This is a genomic window from Blautia sp. 1001283B150304_161114_C9 (genome assembly GCF_015668165.1).
GTDB classification, from domain to species: domain Bacteria; phylum Bacillota; class Clostridia; order Lachnospirales; family Lachnospiraceae; genus Blautia_A; species Blautia_A wexlerae.
Map to the genome: position 1 here is coordinate 38486 of NZ_JADPGO010000001.1, position 19543 is coordinate 58028.

The following is a 19543-nucleotide window of genomic DNA, read 5'->3' on the forward strand; positions in this document are numbered from 1 at the left end:
TAATGCTATATACTGATTTACTCTTACCTCTGCAAAAGCAGCCGGATAATCTCTGAATATTTTATTTAACTGTAATCCGCATTCAGATAAACTTCATCTCTGCGGTGGAAACCTCCTTCAATAATCACCTTATCTATATTCTCTTTTGTCACTGCAGTTGGTTCAAGGATGCAGGAAGGAATCTCATAAGTTCCGTCATTTACTGTTTCTGTCACATCTTCCAGTTCTGCAACTCCCTTTCCACTACCCATTTCCACTGCATATTTCGCTGCTTTTCTTGCCAGATCTTCAATTGGTTTAAAAGCAGTCATATACTGTGTTCCTTCTACTATTCTCTGACAGGCTGCAAGATCTCCATCCTGACCTACGACAACCACATTTCCGGCAAGCTGATTCTCTGCCAGTACCTGTACGACCTGACTGGCAATGTCATCATTTCCGCACATAATTCCCTTAACATGAGGATATTTTTCCAGGGCTTCCTCCACATATCCGGCAGCCAGTTCTGCTGTCCAGCCATCACAGTTAGCTTCATAAACCACATGCAGATCTGTGTCTGCAAGCATATCATCAAACCCCTGTTTCACCATCTGGACATTATTATCTGAAGAGGATCCCTGTATCATAAAGACATCTCCTCCCTGAGGAAGTGCATTGACAAGTGCCTGTGCCATGATCTCACCCACCTTACGGTTATCAAAGGAAATGTACAAATCTGTATTGGCATTATTGACCATTCTGTCATAGGAAATAACCGGAATTCCCGCACTCTGTGCCTTCTGTATGGCATCTGAAAGTGCTCCACAGTCTCTTGCGATCACAACGATCACATCCACCTGCTTATTTATAAAGTATTCAATCTGACTGATCTGCTCTTTGACATCTGCACCTGCATCCTGCACATTTACCTCTGCTCCCAGTTCTCTGGCAGTCGCCACAAATACATCTCTGTCGCGGATCCATCTTTCTATAACAAAAGAATCCACTGTAAGTCCGATCTGAACCTTATCCTCTTCCTTATTCTCTTCTGCTGTTTCTTCATTCTTATTCTGTTTTTGTTCTGAAGAGGAACCACATCCTGTCAGCAGTATCATCCCTGTACAAAATGCCAGTATTCCAAGCAGCAGCTTTCCGCAATTCTTTTTTGTCTTATATAATTTCATCAGCCTAACCTCTCTCTGAACTCACTAGGCGTAACTCCTTCATACTTCTTGAAAATCCTGCTGAAGTAATTGGGATCACTGTATCCTGACTGTGCACATATTTCCTTAATGGAAAGTCTGGAATCCTGCAGAAGTTCTCTGGCATTTTTCAGACGTATTTCTGTAAGATATTCAATAAAGTTCTTACCTGTTTCCTGTTTAAAAAGTTTACTGAAATAATACGGACTGATATCTACCTCTCTTGAAACATCATCCAGAGAAATATCCCTGCGGAAATTTTCATTGATATATTCCTTTGCTCTGTCAATAATACTGCCAGCTTCTTTTTCCTTGGAATTCTCCAGTTTCGTACAGATTTCTCTCGTCTTATCCAGAAACCACTTCTTCAGATTTTCTATATCCGTACAGGACTGAAGCTCCCGGATATAGCTTCTCCTGCTGTTAACATTATATTTCAAAGTTCCTGCAAAGAATGCCCTGCGTTCCGCATTCATCACCATCTCCAGGATTTTAATCTCAATGTCTTCTCTTGTGACGGCCTGCTGACTGTGCATCCATTCAAAAAATCCCTCTGCGCAGTTCATCGCTCCCGCAGCATCCTTCTCAAGGATCCTCTTCTGATATCTGATTTCCAGGTCTCTTGGATATTCCCCGTCATATTTCTGTGCCGCCGGTACATCCTCGATATGCACTACATGACTGATGCTCTCTCTCAGTGCGACCACCGCTTCCTTAAAAGATTCCTTCACGCTTCCAAGTTCTTTGACTCTTCCGATTCCACAGCGGAACATACTGTCGATCCGGTTTTCAAATTTATGTACCATATTTCTGGCTCTTGTGACAATTGCAACTCTGTCTTCGTAATCTTCTTTCGCATTTTCATAAGGAACAAGCAGTACGATCCTGTTTCCCATAATAGGACCTACAAGGCATTCAAAGAATCCCTGTGCGATTTCACGAAAAGTAGAATAAAATTTGTTTGCCTTTACACTTGCACCTACTGCATTACTGAGCACCCCATTTTCCATAGAATCTCCAAATTCTATGACCATCATATAACCGTATTTCTGACGGATATCAAGAAGCTGTGTATAATTATCCTGATAAGTAACAAAATCATCCTGCAGAAGAATATTATTGATATATCCACTCTCAATCATAGGTACCACTGTCTCCAGTTTCTCTCTGATCAGGAGATCATCGCTTCTCTTCTGCCGTATCTGATCTACCTTTGTCATCATCTTCGCGCAGGTTTCCAGAATTACTTTCTTATTTACAGGCTTTGTGAGAAACTCCTGAACTCCCAGGTTCACTGCTTCTTTTGCATAATTAAACTTATCATATGCAGTTATGATCACAAAAACTGCTGAGCTGTTAAATTTCTGAATTTCCCTGATTGCCTGGATTCCGCTTATTCCCGGCATCTGGATATCCATAAAACAGATATCCGGCGGATATGCCTGTGCCATCTCCACCACAACTCTGCCTGACTTTGCACAGTGGATTTCACATTCATTTCCATATTCAGTTTCAATAATTTTCTTTAATGATTCCAGCATGATACCTTCATCATCTGCCAGCAAAATTCTATACATCTTCTCTCACTCCCATAATACTTCTCTTAGTTTTCATGCACAGGTATATAGATTACTGCTTCTGTGCCTTTTCCTTCACCTTCACTGTTAATCTCCATAAGCCCTGATTCCTCATAATAAAGTTCCAGACGACTGATCACATTATTCATACCGATTCCTGTAGAATCACCTTCTTCATTTCTGCGCTCTCTGTTTCCTGACAGAACACCCTCTATCTGTTCCTGCGTCATTCCCTTTCCATTATCTTTCACGCTGATACGTATATAATCTGCATCTCCTGTAACTGTGAGATGTATTTTTCCTTCCCATTCAATGTCACGTATTCCATGATTGACTGCATTTTCCACAACCGGCTGCAAGATCATACTTGGCATACGCACATTCTCCAGTGATTCATCCACCTCCTTGCTGAAATGGATATCTCCGGCGAACCGGACATTCAGAATATAAATATAGTTATCAACAGCCTCCAGTTCTTCTCCCAATGTGGCGTCTTCCTGTCCTTTTTTTACATTATAGCGAAAAAAATCCGCCATTTTCTCTACAAAAATCCCGGTCTGCTCTGCATCCTCCATCATTGCAAGCTGTGCTCCTGCATTCAGGGAATTAAACAGAAAGTGCGGATTGATCTGTGACTGAAGATATTTCAGCTGTGCTTCTTTCAGATGATTTTCCATAAGAAGCTCCCTCTCCATCATCTGCTGCTCTTTCTCCATACTTGCTTTCGTCCTTGCCATATACAGATCAAGATTCTCTACCATTGTATTAAACGCTCTGGTTACTGTTCCCAGTTCATCCTGTGCATCTGTATCGTGCATCTTTACATGGAAATTTCCCTGACCTACCAGTTGTGCTGTCTCTGCCATATTGGAAAGGGGAACAAACATATTTCTGGTGGCCTGGATGAGCAGAAGCATTCCACCGGCTACAATTATGATCATAATAACTGAATTGCTTATCTCCAGATATCTCATCACTGCACGAAGTACTGCATAAGTACTGGAGTTCTCCTGAAACATCAGGTTATTCAGTTCGTCAATAGATGACTGGATATATCTGTAAAGCTTTGTTGCATCATCATATTTACGCTTATACTGCTCAACGTTCCTTCCTCGTTTGGCAGCTACCGTTTCCGCAGTACAGTCCAGATATGTTTCCGACATTTTCCGGATATTCCGTTCCAGAAGCTTTACGGGATCATTGATATTATCTTCATTAAGTTTCTCAAGTTCATTTCTGTATTTTGCCTCATTCTGATAATAATCAAGAAGTGTCTGAGAATTCTTAACCTTAAGATACTTATACATATTATCCTGTACTTTCTCAAATACCTGTGAAAGTTCGGTAAGCTCTGCATTACTGGCATAAACATTATCCATCTTTTGCATGGAATTATTGATCCGCACATAAAAAAGCATATTCATGGCAAAAAGAAGGACAGCGATCATACCCACCTCTATAACGATTTTACTGACCAGTGAAAAATCTTTCCAGCGCAACTGCTTCATCCGGACACCCCCTTCCTTCTCATTTCCCGTACTGCATTTTTGTCCAGGAAATTAATATCTACATTATAATAGGAATTGGTCCTTCCATCCTTCTGATATGCTGTCAGAGCTTCTATACTGTATCTGCCAAGCTGCTCTGTATCCACATCACAGGTAACAGAGATTACTCCCTTTTCCACTGCTGTAAGAATATCTTCGGAACTGTAATATCCTATGATTGTAACCTTTCCTGCAAGATTAAAATCCAGCACTGCCTGACGTGCACATTCTGTAGTCTCTTCATCCATACACACAAGAATATCGGGTATTTTATCTCTCTGCTGAAAAATATCTGTTACCGCTTCTTCTGTCTCAAAGGTTCCGGTTAAGCGAAGATTTTTTCCTGTTATCTGGATATTTTGCAAAGAGCCTGCCTTTGCCTGGGCTGCATTGCTGATCTGTGTATATATCTGGCTCTGGTTCATATCATCAATATTTTTCTTCAACAGAATAAGAATACTTTCCGTATCCTCAGTCACATATTCCGCTACCTTTTCGCCATAGACACTTCCAAGCTGATAATCACTGACACCCACGAAACTCTGACGCTTGCTGTGAACTGCATCTCCCATTACAGTAACAACCGGAATTCCTTTCTGAACAGCCTCATTTATCTTCTCTTCCAGTCCCTGCTCCCCACTGTACTGCAGGATAATCCCATCTGAATTTGAAGCAATACTCATATTCATATAATCAAGCTTACTGTAATCGCTCTCTCTTCCACTGCCTCTCAGTTCAAGAATTGCACCATTCTTCTGCGCCCATTCCTGTGCACAATCATAAACCGCTTGCCAGAAAGAAGAATTCGGACTGTCTACGATCATATCGTATTTATATTTACACATCACCTCATTCTTCTCTTCCAGACTACTCCCCCCGGACAGTCCCTCACAATAAGACTCTCCTATCATATAAAAAAGCACTAAAATTCCTGCCAGTGCAAAGAAAACCAGCAGTTTTGTCCGTTTCTTTTTCATCTCAATCTCCGTAAATTCTTTCTTCTATATTTTGCAGAATCTATTATACAATAAATCGGTATGAATTGCTTTCTTTTTTTCATATACTGTAATGATTACATCTGCCACCTGCTGTTTCTTTCGTTCTGACACAGATATTCATACTCTGTGTTCCTGAATCAGAGAGATATTTTTATGAGGAGTATCTTTGCATGAAGCGGACTTTAATATTTTTTGAAATATTATGCATGATTTTTTTCCTGCTCTTTTCTTCTGCTGACAAACGCACACAGTTCCTTACTTCACTGGCAGGTCCCGGTATGCTTTCCCTTGTAAAACAGGCATCTGCAAAAGCTACAGCTTCTGAGGATTTTTCAACTGACACCACCGCCGGGATTCCCGTCGAAGAACCTCCCAGAATCGCACTGACCTTTGATGACGGTCCCAATGCCCGGTATACCCCCATACTTCTGGATGGATTAAAAAAAAGAAACATCCGGGCATCTTTCTTTCTGATAGGCGAGAACATTGAAGGAAACGAAGACATACTCCTGCAAATGCGAAAAGACGGACATCTTATCGGAAATCACACCTGGGATCATGTACAGCTTGACAAGATACCGGCGGAGAAAGCCAGACTGGAAATTGAAAAAACAAATAACAGAATCTATGAAGCTTCCGGAATTTACCCTTCTTATGTACGACCGCCTTTCGGCGCATGGATCAAGGATATGGAACTTTCTGTCACCATGCTTCCCGTATTCTGGGATGTAGACACCCTGGACTGGAAAAGCAAAAACATCGATTCTATCCTGTCTATCGCCCAGAAACAGGTGCATGACGGTTCTATCATCCTGATGCATGACGGCTATCAGACATCTGTGGATGCAGCCCTGAAAATCGCTGATCTTTTTACTGAAAAAGGCTATGTTTTTGTCACTGCAGACCAGCTCCTGCTCACATAAAAGATTTGCTTTTTCCTGCCTGATTCGTTATACTGTTATACAAAGCTTGTACAGATTTCTCTGTAGCAGGATTATTCACAGAGTATGCTGTACATCATTATATACAAAAGGAGTAATTAAACGAATGGACAGACTATTTAACATGGACAACAAATTCTTCACCGTCATGGGACGCGTGGCTGATCTTATTATGCTTAATGTGGTCTTTCTGATCTGTTGTCTGCCGATCGTGACTATTGGTGCGTCACTGACTGCACTCCACTATGTCACACTGAAAATGGCACGTAACGAAGAATCTTATATTATCAGAAGCTTCTTCAAATCCTTTAAGCAGAACTTCAAACAGGCAACTGTCATCAATCTTATCATGCTTGTAGTTGCAGCTATCCTTTACATGGATCTGCGTATTGTAGGCAATATCGGCGGAACAATGTCTCAGGTATTGTATATCGTTTTCTTTGCATTTGCTATCCTTTATATGATGGTATTTCTGTATATTTATCCGGTGCTTGCCAAATTCTACAACTCCATCAAAAACACCTTCCGCAATGCATTCCTGATGGCTATCCGTCATCTTCCGTATACAGTCCTGATGGCAGTCATCACTCTGTTACCTGCAGGCGTGTTTTTTATCAAAAGTTTCCGCATACAGTCCATGGCCATCATGCTCCTGTGCATGTTTGGATTTGCACTGGAGGCATTTATCAACGGACATTTTCTGGTAAAGATCTTTGATAATTATATTCCGGCTGATGCAGATACCCAGGATACAGACCTTCAGAACGGAAACTCTGCTGAAACTTTATCAGCAGAAAATGATCACACAGTATGACCAAATGGGGAGAGAAACCATACCACTCTCTGGACTATATGCTGAGAGAGCGGTTTGGAGAAAAGGTTTATAAGGTCACGCTAAATGGCGGCATGTCCTGTCCCAACAGGGACGGTAAGATTGGAACCCGCGGCTGCATCTTCTGCAGCGCAGGAGGAAGCGGAGATTTCGCTGCAGATGCCGCACTTTCCATCACTGACCAGATAGAAAGCCAGATCAGTATCCTTTCACAGAAACGTCCGATTCATAAATATATTGCCTATTTCCAGGCGTACACAAATACCTACGCACCTGTAGAATATCTGGAGAAAATTTTTACAGAAGCAATCTCTCATCCAAAGATAGTTGCTCTTTCCATCGGCACCAGACCAGACTGCCTCAGTCCTGAAATCGTGACACTTTTGTCCCGGTTAAATAAACAAAAACCTGTCTGGATTGAACTTGGACTTCAGACGATCCATGAGTCCACTGCCAGGTATATCCGAAGGGGATATCCTCTCTGCGTTTTTGATGATGCCGTAAAACGCCTGCGAAAAGAAAATATCGAAGTAATCGTGCATACAATCCTCGGATTGCCCGGTGAAAACACAGCAGATATTCTGGAAACTATGGAATACCTCAACCATATGGATATTCAGGGAATCAAACTGCAGTTACTTCATGTGCTTCGCGGCACTGATCTGGCAGCAGATTACGAGAAAGGACTGTTTCAGACTTACGAACGGGATGAATACATCTCTCTCCTTATAAACTGTCTGGAACATCTCAGACCGGATATGATTATACACCGCATCACAGGCGACGGCCCCAAAGATCTGCTGATCGCACCACTGTGGGCAAGCCGTAAACGTGAGGTATTAAATATGCTGCATCACAGGATGAAAGAAGAACAAAGCTACCAGGGAAGACTGTTTTCACACTAAAAGATTCTCTGCTACTCTATGCAAAGGAGGGATAAAATGGCAACACCATTCACAGTTTACAAATTAATCGTGTTATACATGCTTCAGAATACCGAAAATACCCTGACAAATTCGCAGATTTCGGAATTTATCCTGGACCGGGAATACACAAACTATTTCCATCTCCAACAGGCAATCTCAGAACTGGTAGAAGCAGAACTGATCACCATGGACACCCGTTCCAATGTCTCCCATTACCGGATTACCGAAGATGGCATAAAGACTCTCTCCTTTTTCCAGAAAGATCTCTCTCCTGAGATCAAACAGGAAGTCAGGGAATACCTGAAATCCACCGGCTTCAAAGCCCAGGAGCGAATCGTCACTCCTGCCGATTATTACATCACCAAACAGGGAACCTATTCTGTAAGATGTCAGCTCATCGAAAAGGGCAACTCCCTCATCGACCTGAACATCGCAGCTCCTAACCTTGAGGCAGCACAGTCGATCTGTAAAAAATGGTCCACACATTACCAGGAAATATACGGTAAAATAATGGAAGAGCTCTTATAATGCTCTTCCTTTTTATTTCCTAATCTTTACAAAAAAACAGGGATACGTTATACTAAAACAAATATACGTTCTATAGCACTCCTCGTAAATAATGTATATTGATTAAGAGACTTGCTATAATTTGTCAGAAATACTTTATGTTACTATAAACACGAAATGAAATGTGACTGTTTTATCATCATATTCTATGGAGAAAAAACTATGGATTTATTTGAATACGCCAAATCAAAAACTCTGGACCGGGAATCCCCTCTGGCATCCAGACTGCGCCCCACAACCCTGGATGAAGTTGTAGGGCAGCAACACATCATCGGAAAAAATACCTTATTATACAGGGCTATCAAAGCTGACAAGCTGACCTCCGTCATCTTCTACGGTCCTCCCGGAACCGGCAAGACCACCCTGGCAAAAGTAATCGCCAACACTACCAGTGCAGAATTCACCCAGATCAACGCCACTGTAGCAGGCAAAAAAGATATGGAAGCAGTTGTAAAAGAAGCCCAGCAAAACCTGGGTATGTACGGCAAAAAAACAATCCTCTTCATAGACGAGATCCACCGCTTCAACAAAGGCCAGCAGGACTATCTCCTCCCATTCGTAGAAGACGGAACCATCATCCTCATCGGTGCCACAACAGAGAATCCATACTTCGAAGTCAACGCTGCTTTAATCTCCCGTTCCATCATCTTCGAACTGAAATCCCTGGAGATCTCCGAAGTCAAAGAACTCATCCTTCGCGCAGTCAACGACAAAACAAAAGGAATGGGAAACTATAAAGCCCGGATAGATGAAGACGCCCTCGACTTCCTTGCAGACATGGCAGGCGGCGACGCCAGAAATGCCCTCAATGCCATCGAACTGGGCATCCTCACTACCCCCCGTAGCGAAGACGGTCTCATCCACATCACCCTGGATGTGGCATCTCAGTGCATCCAGAAACGCGTCATCCGCTACGACAAAAACGGAGACAACCACTACGACATCATCTCCGCCTTCATCAAAAGCATGCGTGGCTCAGACCCTGACGCAGCAGTCTACTACCTTGCAAAAATGCTCTACGCCGGAGAAGACGTCAAATTCATAGCCCGAAGAATCATGATCCTCGCCTCCGAAGACATCGGAAACGCCGATCCACAGGCCCTCTGCGTAGCAGTCGCCGCAGCCCAGGCAGTAGAACGCGTAGGAATGCCCGAGTCCCAGATCATCCTCTCTCAGGCAGTCACCTACATGGCCTGCGCCCCCAAAAGCAACTCTGCAGTCAACGCCATCTTCGCTGCCATGGACTCCGTCAAACGCACAAAAACCACAGTCCCGCCACACCTCCAGGACGCCCACTACGGCGGCCACGAAAAACTGGGCCACGGCATCGGCTACAAATACGCCCACGACTACCCAAACCACTACGTACACCAACAATACCTCCCCACCGAAATCCAGGGAGAACACTTCTACGAACTCTCAGAAATGGGCTACGAAAAAAAACTAAAAGAATACCAGAACAAAATCAAATCCCAGTCTTAATCCAAAAAAGGGCAGCCTCCAAAGAGAGACTGCCCTTTTCATCATTTAATTCCCATAACGTTCATCTGCGCCAAAATCGCATCCACACACTTCTCAAATCCAAGCTTTCCTGCATTCAGACACAGATCATAATTCGTCGCATCACTCCAGTCCCCACCGGCAAATTTACGATAATAATCCTGCTTTCTCTTATCATCCCTACGAAGAAACTTCTCAATCTCCTCATCACTGCCGCTGATCTTCTCTCTGGACTTCTCCACACGAAACTCCCAGGGTGCATGAACAAACACTCTCAAAGTATTCGGTCTGTCCTTAAACACATAATTCACACAACGCCCAACGATCACACAGGATTCCTTCTCTGCCAGATCCGTTGCAATCTTCGCCTGATAATTAAAAATATTCTCATCAGAAACAAACCCCTTCTGATCCGGTGCGATCAGATCTCCTTTATATAACCCTGTCTTATTAAACAGAGATGCCTTCACACTGGAGCCTTCTTCCACCTGTCCAAAAAGCTTCACATCAATCCCGCTCTCATCAGAAGCCATCTGAATGATCTGCTTGTCATAGAAAGAAACTCCCAGTTTCTCTGCCAGCATCTTACCGACGGTACGTCCGCCGCTTCCATACTGTCTCGCAATGGTAATTACAAAATTCTCCATAAAATCCCTCCTGTTTACTCTCCAAGATAAGCCTTCTGAACAGATTCATCATGAAGAAGATCACTTGCCTTACCTTCCAGTGTAATCCTTCCGGTTTCAAGGACATAAGCTCTGTCAGCAATAGAAAGAGCCTTCTTCGCATTCTGCTCAACCAGAAGAACCGTTGTTCCACTCTCACTTACCTCTTTAATGATATCAAAGATCTCATTTACAAAGATCGGTGAAAGGCCCATGGACGGCTCGTCCATCAGAATGATCTTCGGCTGGCTCATCAGCGCACGTCCCATGGCGAGCATCTGCTGCTCACCACCACTTAAGGTACCTGCAGTCTGATTCTGACGTTCCTTCAGACGCGGAAAACGTTTATATACTTTCTCAATGGTCGCATCAATCTCATTTTTATCAGATCTTGTAAAAGCACCCATCTTCAGATTCTGAAGAACAGTCATATTTGCAAACACACGTCTTCCTTCCGGAACATGTGCCATACCCATTGTTACGATCTTGTGAGGCGGAACCTTTGTGATATCCTGTCCGTCATAAATAATATGTCCTGATTTTGCCCGGAGAAGTCCTGTCACTGTATGCAGGGTAGTTGTTTTACCTGCACCGTTTGCACCGATCAGAGCAATAACTTCGCCTTCATTTACAGAGAAAGAAACACCCTTCAATGCCTGAATCATTCCATAATAAACCTGTATGTCCTGTACTTCCAGTAATGCCATCTGTCTCTCCTCCTATTCTCCAAGATATGCCTTGATAACTTCCGGATCATGGAGCACATCTGAAGTCTTGCCCTGTCTCAGAACATGACCGAAGTTCAGTACAGTCAGCTCCTCACAGATACCTGAAACCAGCTTCATATCATGCTCGATCAGAAGAATGGTCATATCAAAGTTATCACGAACAAAACGGATGGTATCCATCAGTTCCTCAGTTTCATTGGGGTTCATACCTGCAGCCGGCTCATCCAGAAGAAGAAGCTTTGGCTTTGTTGCCAGTGCTCTGGCAATCTCCAGCTTTCTCTGTTTACCATAAGGAAGGTTGGATGCAAGGATATCTGCCTCTTTGTCCAGATCAAACACTTTAAGAAGCTTCATTGCTTCCTCATTCATGGTTTTCTCAACCTTAAAGTATTTCGGAGTATGTACAATACCTGTAAAAAGGCTGTATTTATCATGATTGTGAAGTCCTGCCTTTACATTGTCCAGCACACTCATCTGATGGAACAGACGGATATTCTGGAATGTTCTGGCGATTCCTGCCTTGTTGATATCAATGGTACTCTTTCCGGTGATATCCTGTCCGTCCAGATTGATGATTCCCTCGTCCGGCTTATACACACCTGTAAGAAGGTTAAAGATTGTAGTCTTACCGGCACCATTCGGACCGATCAGACCATAAAGCTGTCCTTTCTCGATGGAGACATGGAAATCATCCACTGCATGAAGACCGCCGAATGAAATATTTAAATGATTTACTTCCAGCAATGCCATAGCTTATGCCTCCTTTTTCTTAAATTTACTGAAAAGACGCTCTCTCATCTCGATTGCCTTAGGTGCCCAGTTAATCAGCATCATTACGATCAGCACGATTGCATAGAACAGCATACGGTAATCACTGAGTCCACGCAGAAGCTCAGGAAGAAGGTTCAGAATCACTGCTGCAATAATAGAACCACGCATATTTCCAATTCCACCGAGAACTACGAATACCAGGAACATGATAGACATGTTATAACCGAAGTTCTTCGGAAGTGCTGTTAAAGTTGCAAGATTATGAGCATAAAGCACACCGCCGATACCGGCTAATGCTGCTGAGATTGCAAATGCTTTCAGTTTATACTTTGTGATATCAATACCAATTGATTCCGCTGCAATACGGTTATCACGGATTGCCATGATCGCACGTCCGTCTCTGGAATTGATCAGGTTCAGAACTATGAATAAAGTAACCAGGATCAGAATCACACCTATAGTAAAGGTTGACTGTCTCGGTGTACCTGTAATACCCATGGCACCACTGATGATCATTTTTCCACCAGGCTCCATTCCAAGAGACATCTGGTCTTTCATGGAAAAATGGATTCCGTTGCTGTCAATTCCTACATAAAGCACATTGATGATATTCTTAATGATCTCACCAAATGCCAGTGTTACGATAGCAAGGTAGTCACCTTTCAGACGAAGTACAGGAATACCGATCAGGAATCCAAAGATACCTGCACATACAGCTCCGATGATCAGAGCAACGAAGAAACGAAGTCCTGCATTTGTAAATGTATCCATAGTTGCCTTTGTAAATGCTGCACTGGTGAAAGCACCGATACACATAAATCCGGCATGTCCAAGACTTAACTCACCCAGAATACCAACCGTCAAGTTCAGGGAAAGAGCCAGGATAATATATACACAAAGAGGCACCAGAAGACCCTGCATCAGGTTGGAAAGCAGATTCCCTGCGATCATTCCCTGTACGATCAGATATGCTGCAAGAACCATTCCGTATGTAATGAGATTGCTTTTTGTTGTTTTGTTTAATTTCTTCTTTTCCATGTCTGCCACCTCACACTTTCTCCTGAATGTTCTTACCAAGAATACCGGTAGGTTTCACAACCAGAACTACGATCAGAACACCGAATACAATGGCATCAGCCATCTGTGAAGAGATATAAGCTTTACCAAAAATCTCCAGGATACCCAGAACAACACCTCCGATAAAGGCTCCCGGGATAGATCCGATACCGCCAAATACAGCTGCAACGAATGCTTTGATACCAGGCATAGCACCTGTATATGGTGTCAAAGACGGGTATGCAGAGCAGAGAAGCACACCTGCGATTGCTGCAAGTCCGGAACCGATTGCAAAAGTAATGGAGATTGTTTTGTTTACGTTAATACCCATTAACTGGGCAGCGCCTTTATCCTCAGATACGGCAAGCATTGCCTGTCCTGTTTTTGTCTTGCTGATAAAGAGCATCAGACCTGCCATGATCAGGATACCACCGATAATGGTTACGATGGTTACACCAGTGATCACGATAGAACCACCTGCAAGTTTCAGGGATGGAAGACTGATCACGTTACTGAATGATTTGGTATCTGCTCCCCAGATCAGAAGGGCCACGTTCTGAAGCAGGTAGCTGACACCAATTGCTGTGATCAGAACAGCCAGAGGTGAAGCTGCATTACGCAGTGGTCGATACGCAACGCCTTCGATCACAACGCCCATGAGTGTACAGATGATAATGGACAGCAGGATGGCTAAAATCGGATTTAATCCCATGCCGCTGACTGCGACATAAACTACATAAGAGCCGACCATGATAACATCTCCATGAGCGAAGTTCAGCATTTTAGCGATTCCGTATACCATGGTATAACCAAGGGCGATGATCGCATATACACTTCCGAGGCTGATACCACTGATAAGATATGATATAAAACTACTCATAGAAGTCTTTCCTTTCTTATATTTAAATAATTTTATTGTGTGTAAAACTGGCAGATTTGCCTTTAGCGAAATCTGTCTTGTTTATTTTGCCAAAAGTAAATCTGTCATTAACGCATTAATGTAATAACGTATTAGGCAACAGGGCTGTCTGCATAATTCAGACAGCCCCGTTGGCATGCAACCATTGTCCACTCCAGGAACAATCGCATTTTATTTCTTATGAAATCTTTTCAGTTATTTCAATTTCATTATTCCATTGCTGCGTAAGCACCATCTTTGATTTCTACAGCTTTCGGAGCTTTGTTCGGCTCACCGTCTTCTGTCCATGTGATTTCGTCACCTGTAACACCTTCAAGTGTGATCTCGGTCATGCCTTTTTCAAGTGCTGCACAGATATCTGCAACATCCATGTCTGCTTTTACATCTTCTTTTTCTGCTGCTGCTTTGACTGCGTATACTGCATCATAAGCATCTGCTGCGAACTGGTTTGGTGTGTCTTTGTAAGCATCTTTGTATGCTTTTACAAAGTTCTGGGTTTTCTCATCTGTAGAATCTGCTGCAAATGGTGTAAGAAGCATCAGCCCCTCTGCAAGAGATGTATCAAAGTTTTCTACACCAAGGATACCGTCCATACCGTCGCATCCGAAGAATTTAGTTTCAAATCCCATGCTGTCTGCCTGTGCAAGAATCAGGGAAGCTTCTGTATAATAAATCGGAAGGAATACTAATTCAGCACCACCGTCTTTTGCTTTCTGAAGCTGTACGGAGAAGTCTTTATTGTTATCAGCAGTGAATGCTTCGGAAGATACGATTTCAATACCCTGATTAGCTGCTTCTGCTGTGAAGTTCTGTGTAATACCTGATGAATATACATCAGAGCTATCGTAGATAATAGCTACTTTTGTAGCAAGTTTATGCTCTCCAATGTACTGAGCTGCTGCAGTACCCTGGTTCGGGTCAGAGAAGCATACACGGAATACGTTCGGATTAGCAACACACTCTGTTGCAGATCCGGATGGAGTAAGCTGGAACATATTGTCTGCTGCTGTTTCATTTGCTACAGCTACACAAGGTGTGGAAGTAACTGTACCAACCAGGACGTTCATTCCCCAGTCTTTTAATGCGTTGTAAGCGTTCAGGGTTTTCTCAGCATCGTTTTCATCATCTTCAAATTTGAACTCTACCTGATATCCGTTGATTCCGCCGTCTTCGTTTACTTCATTGATTGCAAGCTCTGTTGCATTCTTTACAGCCTGTCCATAGATTGCTGCTGCTCCGGTTACAGGTCCGATTCCACCGATCTTAAATGTAGCATCATCTGCAAATACGGATACAGGTGCAACTGTTGTCATTACCATTGCTGCTGCCGCAGTAACACTGATGATTTTTTTCAGGTTTTTCATAATAAAATCCTCCTTATATTTTGTCAGTCCTTTCGTCCCTCTTACGGCTCATAAGGTTAGCTCCCGTTACCATTCATTCCATCTGGTACATCATTTTCGATGTGCTAAATTCCGCAAGTTCATTTATTATGTAGAGGAACTGAAAAGTAACAAAAAGCCAACTGGGTTCCCAGCCGGCTTTGGCTTCCACTGACACTTTAATATGTTGCTGTTTTAAATTATATCACCATATATTTGACCATGCAAGAAAAACTTTATGGAAATTTAAGATTTTTCCGTCTTTCATGGACACTTGACCGTACCGCACACGCAATTTTATCCCATTCATCGAAAAATGCATTAAAAAAGGTACACACAGAAACCGTAACAATTTCTATGTGTACCTCAAAATTCTGATTTAATTTATTAAATCTTATGTCTCTCTAAAACCGACAATTATGCAATTGCTTTTTTAGCAATCTCAGCAAGTGCTGTAAATCCTTCTGCATCGTTTACTGCAAGTTCAGCAAGCATCTTTCTGTTGATGTCGATGTTTGCAACTTTCAGTCCGTGCATCAGTTTGCTGTAGGATAATCCGTTCATTCTTGCTGCTGCGTTGATACGAGCGATCCAGAGCTGTCTGAACTGACGTTTTCTCTGCTTTCTTCCTGCATAGGAGCTAGCAAGTGCTCTCATTACAGACTGTTTAGCAACTCTATACTGTTTGGAACGGGCTCCTCTGTAGCCTTTTGCCAGTTTTAATGTACGATTATGTTTTTTCTTTGCGTTTAATCCGCCTTTAATTCTTGCCATTTCTTAAATTTCCTCCTGTTTGTCTATCTTCAATGAATAAATGCTTCTTATAAATATGGTAATGCTTTCTTCATGCTCTTAACATTAGTAGCATCAACAACAGTAGATTTTCTCAGATTTCTTTTTCTTTTCTGAGATTTCTTTGTTAAGATATGGCTCTTATAAGCTTTATTTCTTACTAATTTTCCTGTACCTGTTTTTTTGAAACGCTTTGCTGCTGCTCTGCAAGTTTTAATTTTTGGCATTGTTAATTCCTCCTTAAACTGTATCTCTATTATATTTAACGTTTTTCCGTTAAAAACATGGTCATGCTTCTGCCTTCAACCTTCGGTGCCTTCTCCACTGTTGCCACATCTGCAAGCTGCTTTGCAAAATCATCAAGCACATGTCTGCTGCTTGCCATATGTGCCATTTCTCTTCCGCGGAAACGTAATGTTACCTTTACTCTGTCACCCTTGGAGAGGAACTTTCTGGCGGCGTTGACTTTCGTATTCAGGTCATTGGTATCAATGTTTGGAGAAAGTCGCACTTCTTTGACATCGATGGTCTTCTGCTTCTTCTTGGCTTCTTTTTCTTTTCTTGCAAGCTCATAACGGTATTTACCATAATCGATGATCTTACATACCGGCGGTTTCGCCTGCGGGGCAATTTTTACCAGGTCAAGCCCTGCCTCCTGAGCTTTGAACATTGCTTCTTTCGCGGACATGATTCCAAGCTGTTCTCCGTCCGAACCGATTAAGCGTACCTCTTTGTCTCTGATCTGTTCGTTAATCATTAAATTGCTAATTGTAGTGCACCTCCATACCTGTTAGATAGATTCTAATGACTTCTCGTCGCCCTCATATTTACATAAAAAAAGCGTGGACAAAATCCACACTCCGCTATCACACTACTGATATCTTTTCTTCTTAATCTGGGGAACAATCTCCTTATTCCTGCCAAACTTAAATATCAGCCTTCTCTGTGCAATATAAACCCAAGCCGCTAAACTAAATGCGCTGAGGTGAGAGTGGAACTCTGCTTTGTTTTCTTACGTACTTGTATAAGATACCATGTTCAGTCTGCTATGTCAAGTACTTTTTACATTTTCTTTATTTTTTTAGATCTCATGTTACTGTTCACACACCACTATTCCGCGAGGTGTTTTGGCATGAATATGCCAAAATCCCGAGACATACAAGCCAAAATTCCATTGCCGCAGGCAATCTGGAATGAATTTTGGCTACGTTACTGTGAACGGAGTGAACAGTAACGATCTCATGTATATTTTCTCTCAAACTGCACATCCTATCTCCGAAACTTATTCAATGTAACTGTTCAGTACTCTTGCACTACAGCAGTATTGAATAGTTATCTCAGATTTTTTCAGGAGGGTAACTCTATGACAATTCTTAAATGTTCAGCAATGACCTGTGTTTACAACAAAGAACAGCTCTGTTCAAAGGGTGATATTGACGTGACAGGCGAAAATGCTACTTCTGCAAATGAGACAAGCTGCGGCAGTTTCCGAGAGAGAACTGGCAGTTCCATGAAAGACAGCTATACAGATGACTGTGGCTGCGACAAAATCCAGATCGACTGCAAAGCCCATAACTGTACCTATAATGATAACTGCAAATGTACAGCATCCTCCATTCAGGTAGACGGCTCTAATGCACATGCATCTTCCGATACAAGATGTGACACCTTCCAGTGCCATTGTGGCGCATAATATCAACACCATGGCAATAGGATTTTCACCCGTATATCAGGGATAATAAACTTCCCTGATCTGGTCAAAAAAAGAGACATGTCCATCTATATGGAATATGTCTCTTTTGTCTGTCTGTAAATTATTTCACTGCAAAACAGATAATCCTATCTGTTTCTTAAGAAATCCGGAATCTGGATATCCTTCTTCTGAACAGTGCTTGACGGAGTCTTAGATGCTCCAAATGGTGTGGCATTCATAGTTGGAAGGCTGAAGCTAGGCATGTTCATACCGCTTCCTGCTGCAGTTCCGGCTGTTGCTGTACCTGTCGTTGCTGTGGAAGAAGGTCTTCTTGCACCAAAGGAAGAAGCTGTGCTTCTTTTTCCGAAAGGGGTCTGCTGAAGGTTATCATCATTCAGACCTGTTGCAATCACTGTGATTCTGCAGTAGTCTGCAACTGTATCATCATACATGGCACCAAAGATGATGTTTGCTTCCTCACCTGTAAGCTCCTGTACATAGCTTGCAGCATCATTGGCATCCATAAGAGAAATATCTCCGGAAATATTAATGATAACATGTGTAGCACCTTTGATGGTTGTCTCAAGAAGTGGAGAAGATACGGCCTGCTGTACAGCTTCCATAGCTTTGTCGTCTCCTCTTGCTTCACCGATACCGATATGGGCAATTCCCTTGTCTGTCATTACAGTCTGAACGTCTGCAAAGTCAAGGTTAATCAGAGCCGGCAGATTGATCAGGTCTGTAATGCCCTGTACTGCCTGCTGCAGAACTTCATCAGCCTTCTTCAGAGCTTCCGGCATGGTTGTTCTGCGATCTACAACTTCCAGTAATTTATCATTCGGGATAACGATTAATGTATCCACTGCTTTCTTCAGATTCTCAATGCCTGCAAGTGCATTATTCATACGAGTTCTTGCTTCAAAACGGAAAGGTTTTGTAACAACGCCAACTGTAAGGATACCCATTTCTTTCGCTGCTGCTGCGATAACAGGTGCAGCTCCGGTTCCGGTTCCGCCTCCCATACCACAGGTAACGAATACCATATCCGCACCTTCCATTAACTGTTTTACTTCTTCAATGCTCTCCTCTGCTGCTTTCTGTCCAACCTCAGGCTGGGCTCCTGCACCAAGACCTTTGGTAATCTTCTCGCCAATCTGAAGTACAGTTGGAGCTTTGCACAGAGTTAAAGCCTGCTTATCAGTATTAACACCTACAAACTCTACTCCGCCGATGGCCTCTTCCACCATTCTGTTTACTGCATTATTTCCGGCTCCACCTACACCGATCACTATGATCTTGGCAGATGATTCAGCCTCGTTTGACATAATCTCTAACAACGTACTTCCTCCTTTATTTATACCTGATATCCTTTTCAGTGATTTATATCAAAGTTACATATAGATATATCATATATTTTTTTTGAGAATTAATCAACCATTAATTTTGTTTTTTTATACTTTTTTCACTC

General features: G+C 42.5%; 20 protein-coding genes. 6 read left to right on the plus strand and 14 right to left on the minus strand.

Annotated features, from left to right (window positions below):
• Positions 1-65 precede the first annotated feature (65 nt).
• Genes I4V44_RS00155 through I4V44_RS00170 form a run of 4 tightly spaced genes read right to left on the minus strand, consistent with a single transcriptional unit; the run spans position 66 to position 5282 of the window.
• Complete coding sequence (locus I4V44_RS00155) at positions 66-1163, minus strand: sugar ABC transporter substrate-binding protein (RefSeq protein WP_020993603.1); 1098 nt, start codon at positions 1161-1163, stop codon at positions 66-68.
• Positions 1163-2758 (minus strand): helix-turn-helix domain-containing protein, encoded by a 1596-nt coding sequence (locus I4V44_RS00160; protein ID WP_055052672.1) that lies wholly within the window; start codon positions 2756-2758, stop codon positions 1163-1165. Before I4V44_RS00160 ends, I4V44_RS00155 begins: the two co-directional genes overlap by 1 nt.
• A gap of 26 nt (positions 2759-2784) precedes the next feature.
• Positions 2785-4266: a sensor histidine kinase gene (locus tag I4V44_RS00165; RefSeq protein WP_055059352.1), complete on the minus strand. Its 1482-nt coding sequence runs from the start codon at positions 4264-4266 to the stop codon at positions 2785-2787.
• Positions 4263-5282 carry a sugar ABC transporter substrate-binding protein gene (locus I4V44_RS00170; RefSeq protein WP_196002116.1) on the minus strand — a complete coding sequence of 340 codons (1020 nt, stop codon included), beginning with the start codon at positions 5280-5282 and terminating at the stop codon, positions 4263-4265. Before I4V44_RS00170 ends, I4V44_RS00165 begins: the two co-directional genes overlap by 4 nt.
• A 191-nt stretch (positions 5283-5473) precedes the next feature.
• On the opposite strand from I4V44_RS00170, the gene I4V44_RS00175 reads away from it, so the two are divergent.
• The 5 genes from I4V44_RS00175 to I4V44_RS00195 all read left to right on the plus strand — a co-directional run bounded on the left by I4V44_RS00175 (position 5474) and on the right by I4V44_RS00195 (position 10051).
• Positions 5474-6226, plus strand: coding sequence for a polysaccharide deacetylase family protein (locus tag I4V44_RS00175; RefSeq protein ID WP_243102214.1), 753 nt, complete (start codon positions 5474-5476; stop codon positions 6224-6226).
• Between the two features lie 124 nt (positions 6227-6350).
• Complete coding sequence (locus I4V44_RS00180; RefSeq protein ID WP_196002117.1) at positions 6351-7058, plus strand: YesL family protein; 708 nt, start codon at positions 6351-6353, stop codon at positions 7056-7058.
• Positions 7055-7981, plus strand: a complete 927-nt coding sequence (locus I4V44_RS00185) for a TIGR01212 family radical SAM protein (protein ID WP_118758739.1) — start codon at positions 7055-7057, stop codon at positions 7979-7981. Before I4V44_RS00180 ends, I4V44_RS00185 begins: the two co-directional genes overlap by 4 nt.
• Positions 7982-8017: 36 nt before the next feature.
• A complete protein-coding gene (locus tag I4V44_RS00190) occupies positions 8018-8530 on the plus strand; it encodes a DUF4364 family protein (protein ID WP_008706534.1) in 513 nt (170 codons plus the stop codon).
• 201 nt (positions 8531-8731) lie between these two features.
• Entirely contained in the window at positions 8732-10051 is a 1320-nt protein-coding gene (locus tag I4V44_RS00195; protein ID WP_118758740.1) for a replication-associated recombination protein A, read from the plus strand.
• Between the two features lie 41 nt (positions 10052-10092).
• On the opposite strand, the gene I4V44_RS00200 is transcribed toward I4V44_RS00195, so the two are convergent.
• From I4V44_RS00200 to infC, 9 genes are all read right to left on the minus strand, one after another.
• On the minus strand, positions 10093-10716 hold the full coding sequence (locus tag I4V44_RS00200; protein ID WP_008706532.1) for a cytidylate kinase-like family protein: 624 nt from the start codon (positions 10714-10716) through the stop codon (positions 10093-10095).
• A gap of 14 nt (positions 10717-10730) precedes the next feature.
• On the minus strand, positions 10731-11441 hold the full coding sequence (locus tag I4V44_RS00205; RefSeq protein WP_020993607.1) for an ABC transporter ATP-binding protein: 711 nt from the start codon (positions 11439-11441) through the stop codon (positions 10731-10733).
• Positions 11442-11453: 12 nt separating this feature from the next.
• Complete coding sequence (locus I4V44_RS00210; RefSeq protein WP_022380173.1) at positions 11454-12212, minus strand: ABC transporter ATP-binding protein; 759 nt, start codon at positions 12210-12212, stop codon at positions 11454-11456.
• A 3-nt stretch (positions 12213-12215) separates the two neighbouring features.
• Positions 12216-13271, minus strand: a complete 1056-nt coding sequence (locus I4V44_RS00215; RefSeq protein ID WP_196002118.1) for a branched-chain amino acid ABC transporter permease — start codon at positions 13269-13271, stop codon at positions 12216-12218.
• A 10-nt stretch (positions 13272-13281) separates the two neighbouring features.
• On the minus strand, positions 13282-14169 hold the full coding sequence (locus I4V44_RS00220) for a branched-chain amino acid ABC transporter permease (protein WP_008706530.1): 888 nt from the start codon (positions 14167-14169) through the stop codon (positions 13282-13284).
• Positions 14170-14417: 248 nt separating this feature from the next.
• Complete coding sequence (locus I4V44_RS00225; RefSeq protein WP_196002119.1) at positions 14418-15572, minus strand: ABC transporter substrate-binding protein; 1155 nt, start codon at positions 15570-15572, stop codon at positions 14418-14420.
• Between the two features lie 435 nt (positions 15573-16007).
• Entirely contained in the window at positions 16008-16364 is a 357-nt protein-coding gene (gene rplT, locus I4V44_RS00230) for a 50S ribosomal protein L20 (protein WP_196002120.1), read from the minus strand.
• A 47-nt stretch (positions 16365-16411) separates the two neighbouring features.
• A complete protein-coding gene (gene rpmI / locus I4V44_RS00235; protein ID WP_008706525.1) occupies positions 16412-16609 on the minus strand; it encodes a 50S ribosomal protein L35 in 198 nt (65 codons plus the stop codon).
• Positions 16610-16644: 35 nt separating this feature from the next.
• Positions 16645-17139: a translation initiation factor IF-3 gene (infC, locus tag I4V44_RS00240; protein ID WP_008706524.1), complete on the minus strand. Its 495-nt coding sequence runs from the start codon at positions 17137-17139 to the stop codon at positions 16645-16647.
• A 606-nt stretch (positions 17140-17745) separates the two neighbouring features.
• On the opposite strand from infC, the gene I4V44_RS00245 reads away from it, so the two are divergent.
• Positions 17746-18075, plus strand: a complete 330-nt coding sequence (locus I4V44_RS00245; RefSeq protein WP_008706523.1) for a DUF1540 domain-containing protein — start codon at positions 17746-17748, stop codon at positions 18073-18075.
• A 146-nt stretch (positions 18076-18221) separates the two neighbouring features.
• On the opposite strand, the gene ftsZ is transcribed toward I4V44_RS00245, so the two are convergent.
• Positions 18222-19400: a cell division protein FtsZ gene (ftsZ, locus tag I4V44_RS00250; RefSeq protein ID WP_008706522.1), complete on the minus strand. Its 1179-nt coding sequence runs from the start codon at positions 19398-19400 to the stop codon at positions 18222-18224.
• Between the last annotated feature and the right edge of the window lie 143 nt (positions 19401-19543).

What these genes read in the sequence shown, in the direction of transcription:
- I4V44_RS00155 (WP_020993603.1), bottom strand. Translation starts at nt 1,163, where the DNA reads ATGAAATTATATAAGACAAAAAAGAATTGCGGAAAGCTGCTGCTTGGA.
- I4V44_RS00160 (WP_055052672.1), bottom strand. Translation starts at nt 2,758, where the DNA reads ATGTATAGAATTTTGCTGGCAGATGATGAAGGTATCATGCTGGAATCA.
- I4V44_RS00165 (WP_055059352.1), bottom strand. Translation starts at nt 4,266, where the DNA reads ATGAAGCAGTTGCGCTGGAAAGATTTTTCACTGGTCAGTAAAATCGTT.
- I4V44_RS00170 (WP_196002116.1), bottom strand. Translation starts at nt 5,282, where the DNA reads ATGAAAAAGAAACGGACAAAACTGCTGGTTTTCTTTGCACTGGCAGGA.
- I4V44_RS00175 (WP_243102214.1), top strand. Translation starts at nt 5,474, where the DNA reads ATGAAGCGGACTTTAATATTTTTTGAAATATTATGCATGATTTTTTTC.
- I4V44_RS00180 (WP_196002117.1), top strand. Translation starts at nt 6,351, where the DNA reads ATGGACAGACTATTTAACATGGACAACAAATTCTTCACCGTCATGGGA.
- I4V44_RS00185 (WP_118758739.1), top strand. Translation starts at nt 7,055, where the DNA reads ATGACCAAATGGGGAGAGAAACCATACCACTCTCTGGACTATATGCTG.
- I4V44_RS00190 (WP_008706534.1), top strand. Translation starts at nt 8,018, where the DNA reads ATGGCAACACCATTCACAGTTTACAAATTAATCGTGTTATACATGCTT.
- I4V44_RS00195 (WP_118758740.1), top strand. Translation starts at nt 8,732, where the DNA reads ATGGATTTATTTGAATACGCCAAATCAAAAACTCTGGACCGGGAATCC.
- I4V44_RS00200 (WP_008706532.1), bottom strand. Translation starts at nt 10,716, where the DNA reads ATGGAGAATTTTGTAATTACCATTGCGAGACAGTATGGAAGCGGCGGA.
- I4V44_RS00205 (WP_020993607.1), bottom strand. Translation starts at nt 11,441, where the DNA reads ATGGCATTACTGGAAGTACAGGACATACAGGTTTATTATGGAATGATT.
- I4V44_RS00210 (WP_022380173.1), bottom strand. Translation starts at nt 12,212, where the DNA reads ATGGCATTGCTGGAAGTAAATCATTTAAATATTTCATTCGGCGGTCTT.
- I4V44_RS00215 (WP_196002118.1), bottom strand. Translation starts at nt 13,271, where the DNA reads ATGGAAAAGAAGAAATTAAACAAAACAACAAAAAGCAATCTCATTACA.
- I4V44_RS00220 (WP_008706530.1), bottom strand. Translation starts at nt 14,169, where the DNA reads ATGAGTAGTTTTATATCATATCTTATCAGTGGTATCAGCCTCGGAAGT.
- I4V44_RS00225 (WP_196002119.1), bottom strand. Translation starts at nt 15,572, where the DNA reads ATGAAAAACCTGAAAAAAATCATCAGTGTTACTGCGGCAGCAGCAATG.
- rplT (WP_196002120.1), bottom strand. Translation starts at nt 16,364, where the DNA reads ATGGCAAGAATTAAAGGCGGATTAAACGCAAAGAAAAAACATAATCGT.
- rpmI (WP_008706525.1), bottom strand. Translation starts at nt 16,609, where the DNA reads ATGCCAAAAATTAAAACTTGCAGAGCAGCAGCAAAGCGTTTCAAAAAA.
- infC (WP_008706524.1), bottom strand. Translation starts at nt 17,139, where the DNA reads ATGATTAACGAACAGATCAGAGACAAAGAGGTACGCTTAATCGGTTCG.
- I4V44_RS00245 (WP_008706523.1), top strand. Translation starts at nt 17,746, where the DNA reads ATGACAATTCTTAAATGTTCAGCAATGACCTGTGTTTACAACAAAGAA.
- ftsZ (WP_008706522.1), bottom strand. Translation starts at nt 19,400, where the DNA reads ATGTCAAACGAGGCTGAATCATCTGCCAAGATCATAGTGATCGGTGTA.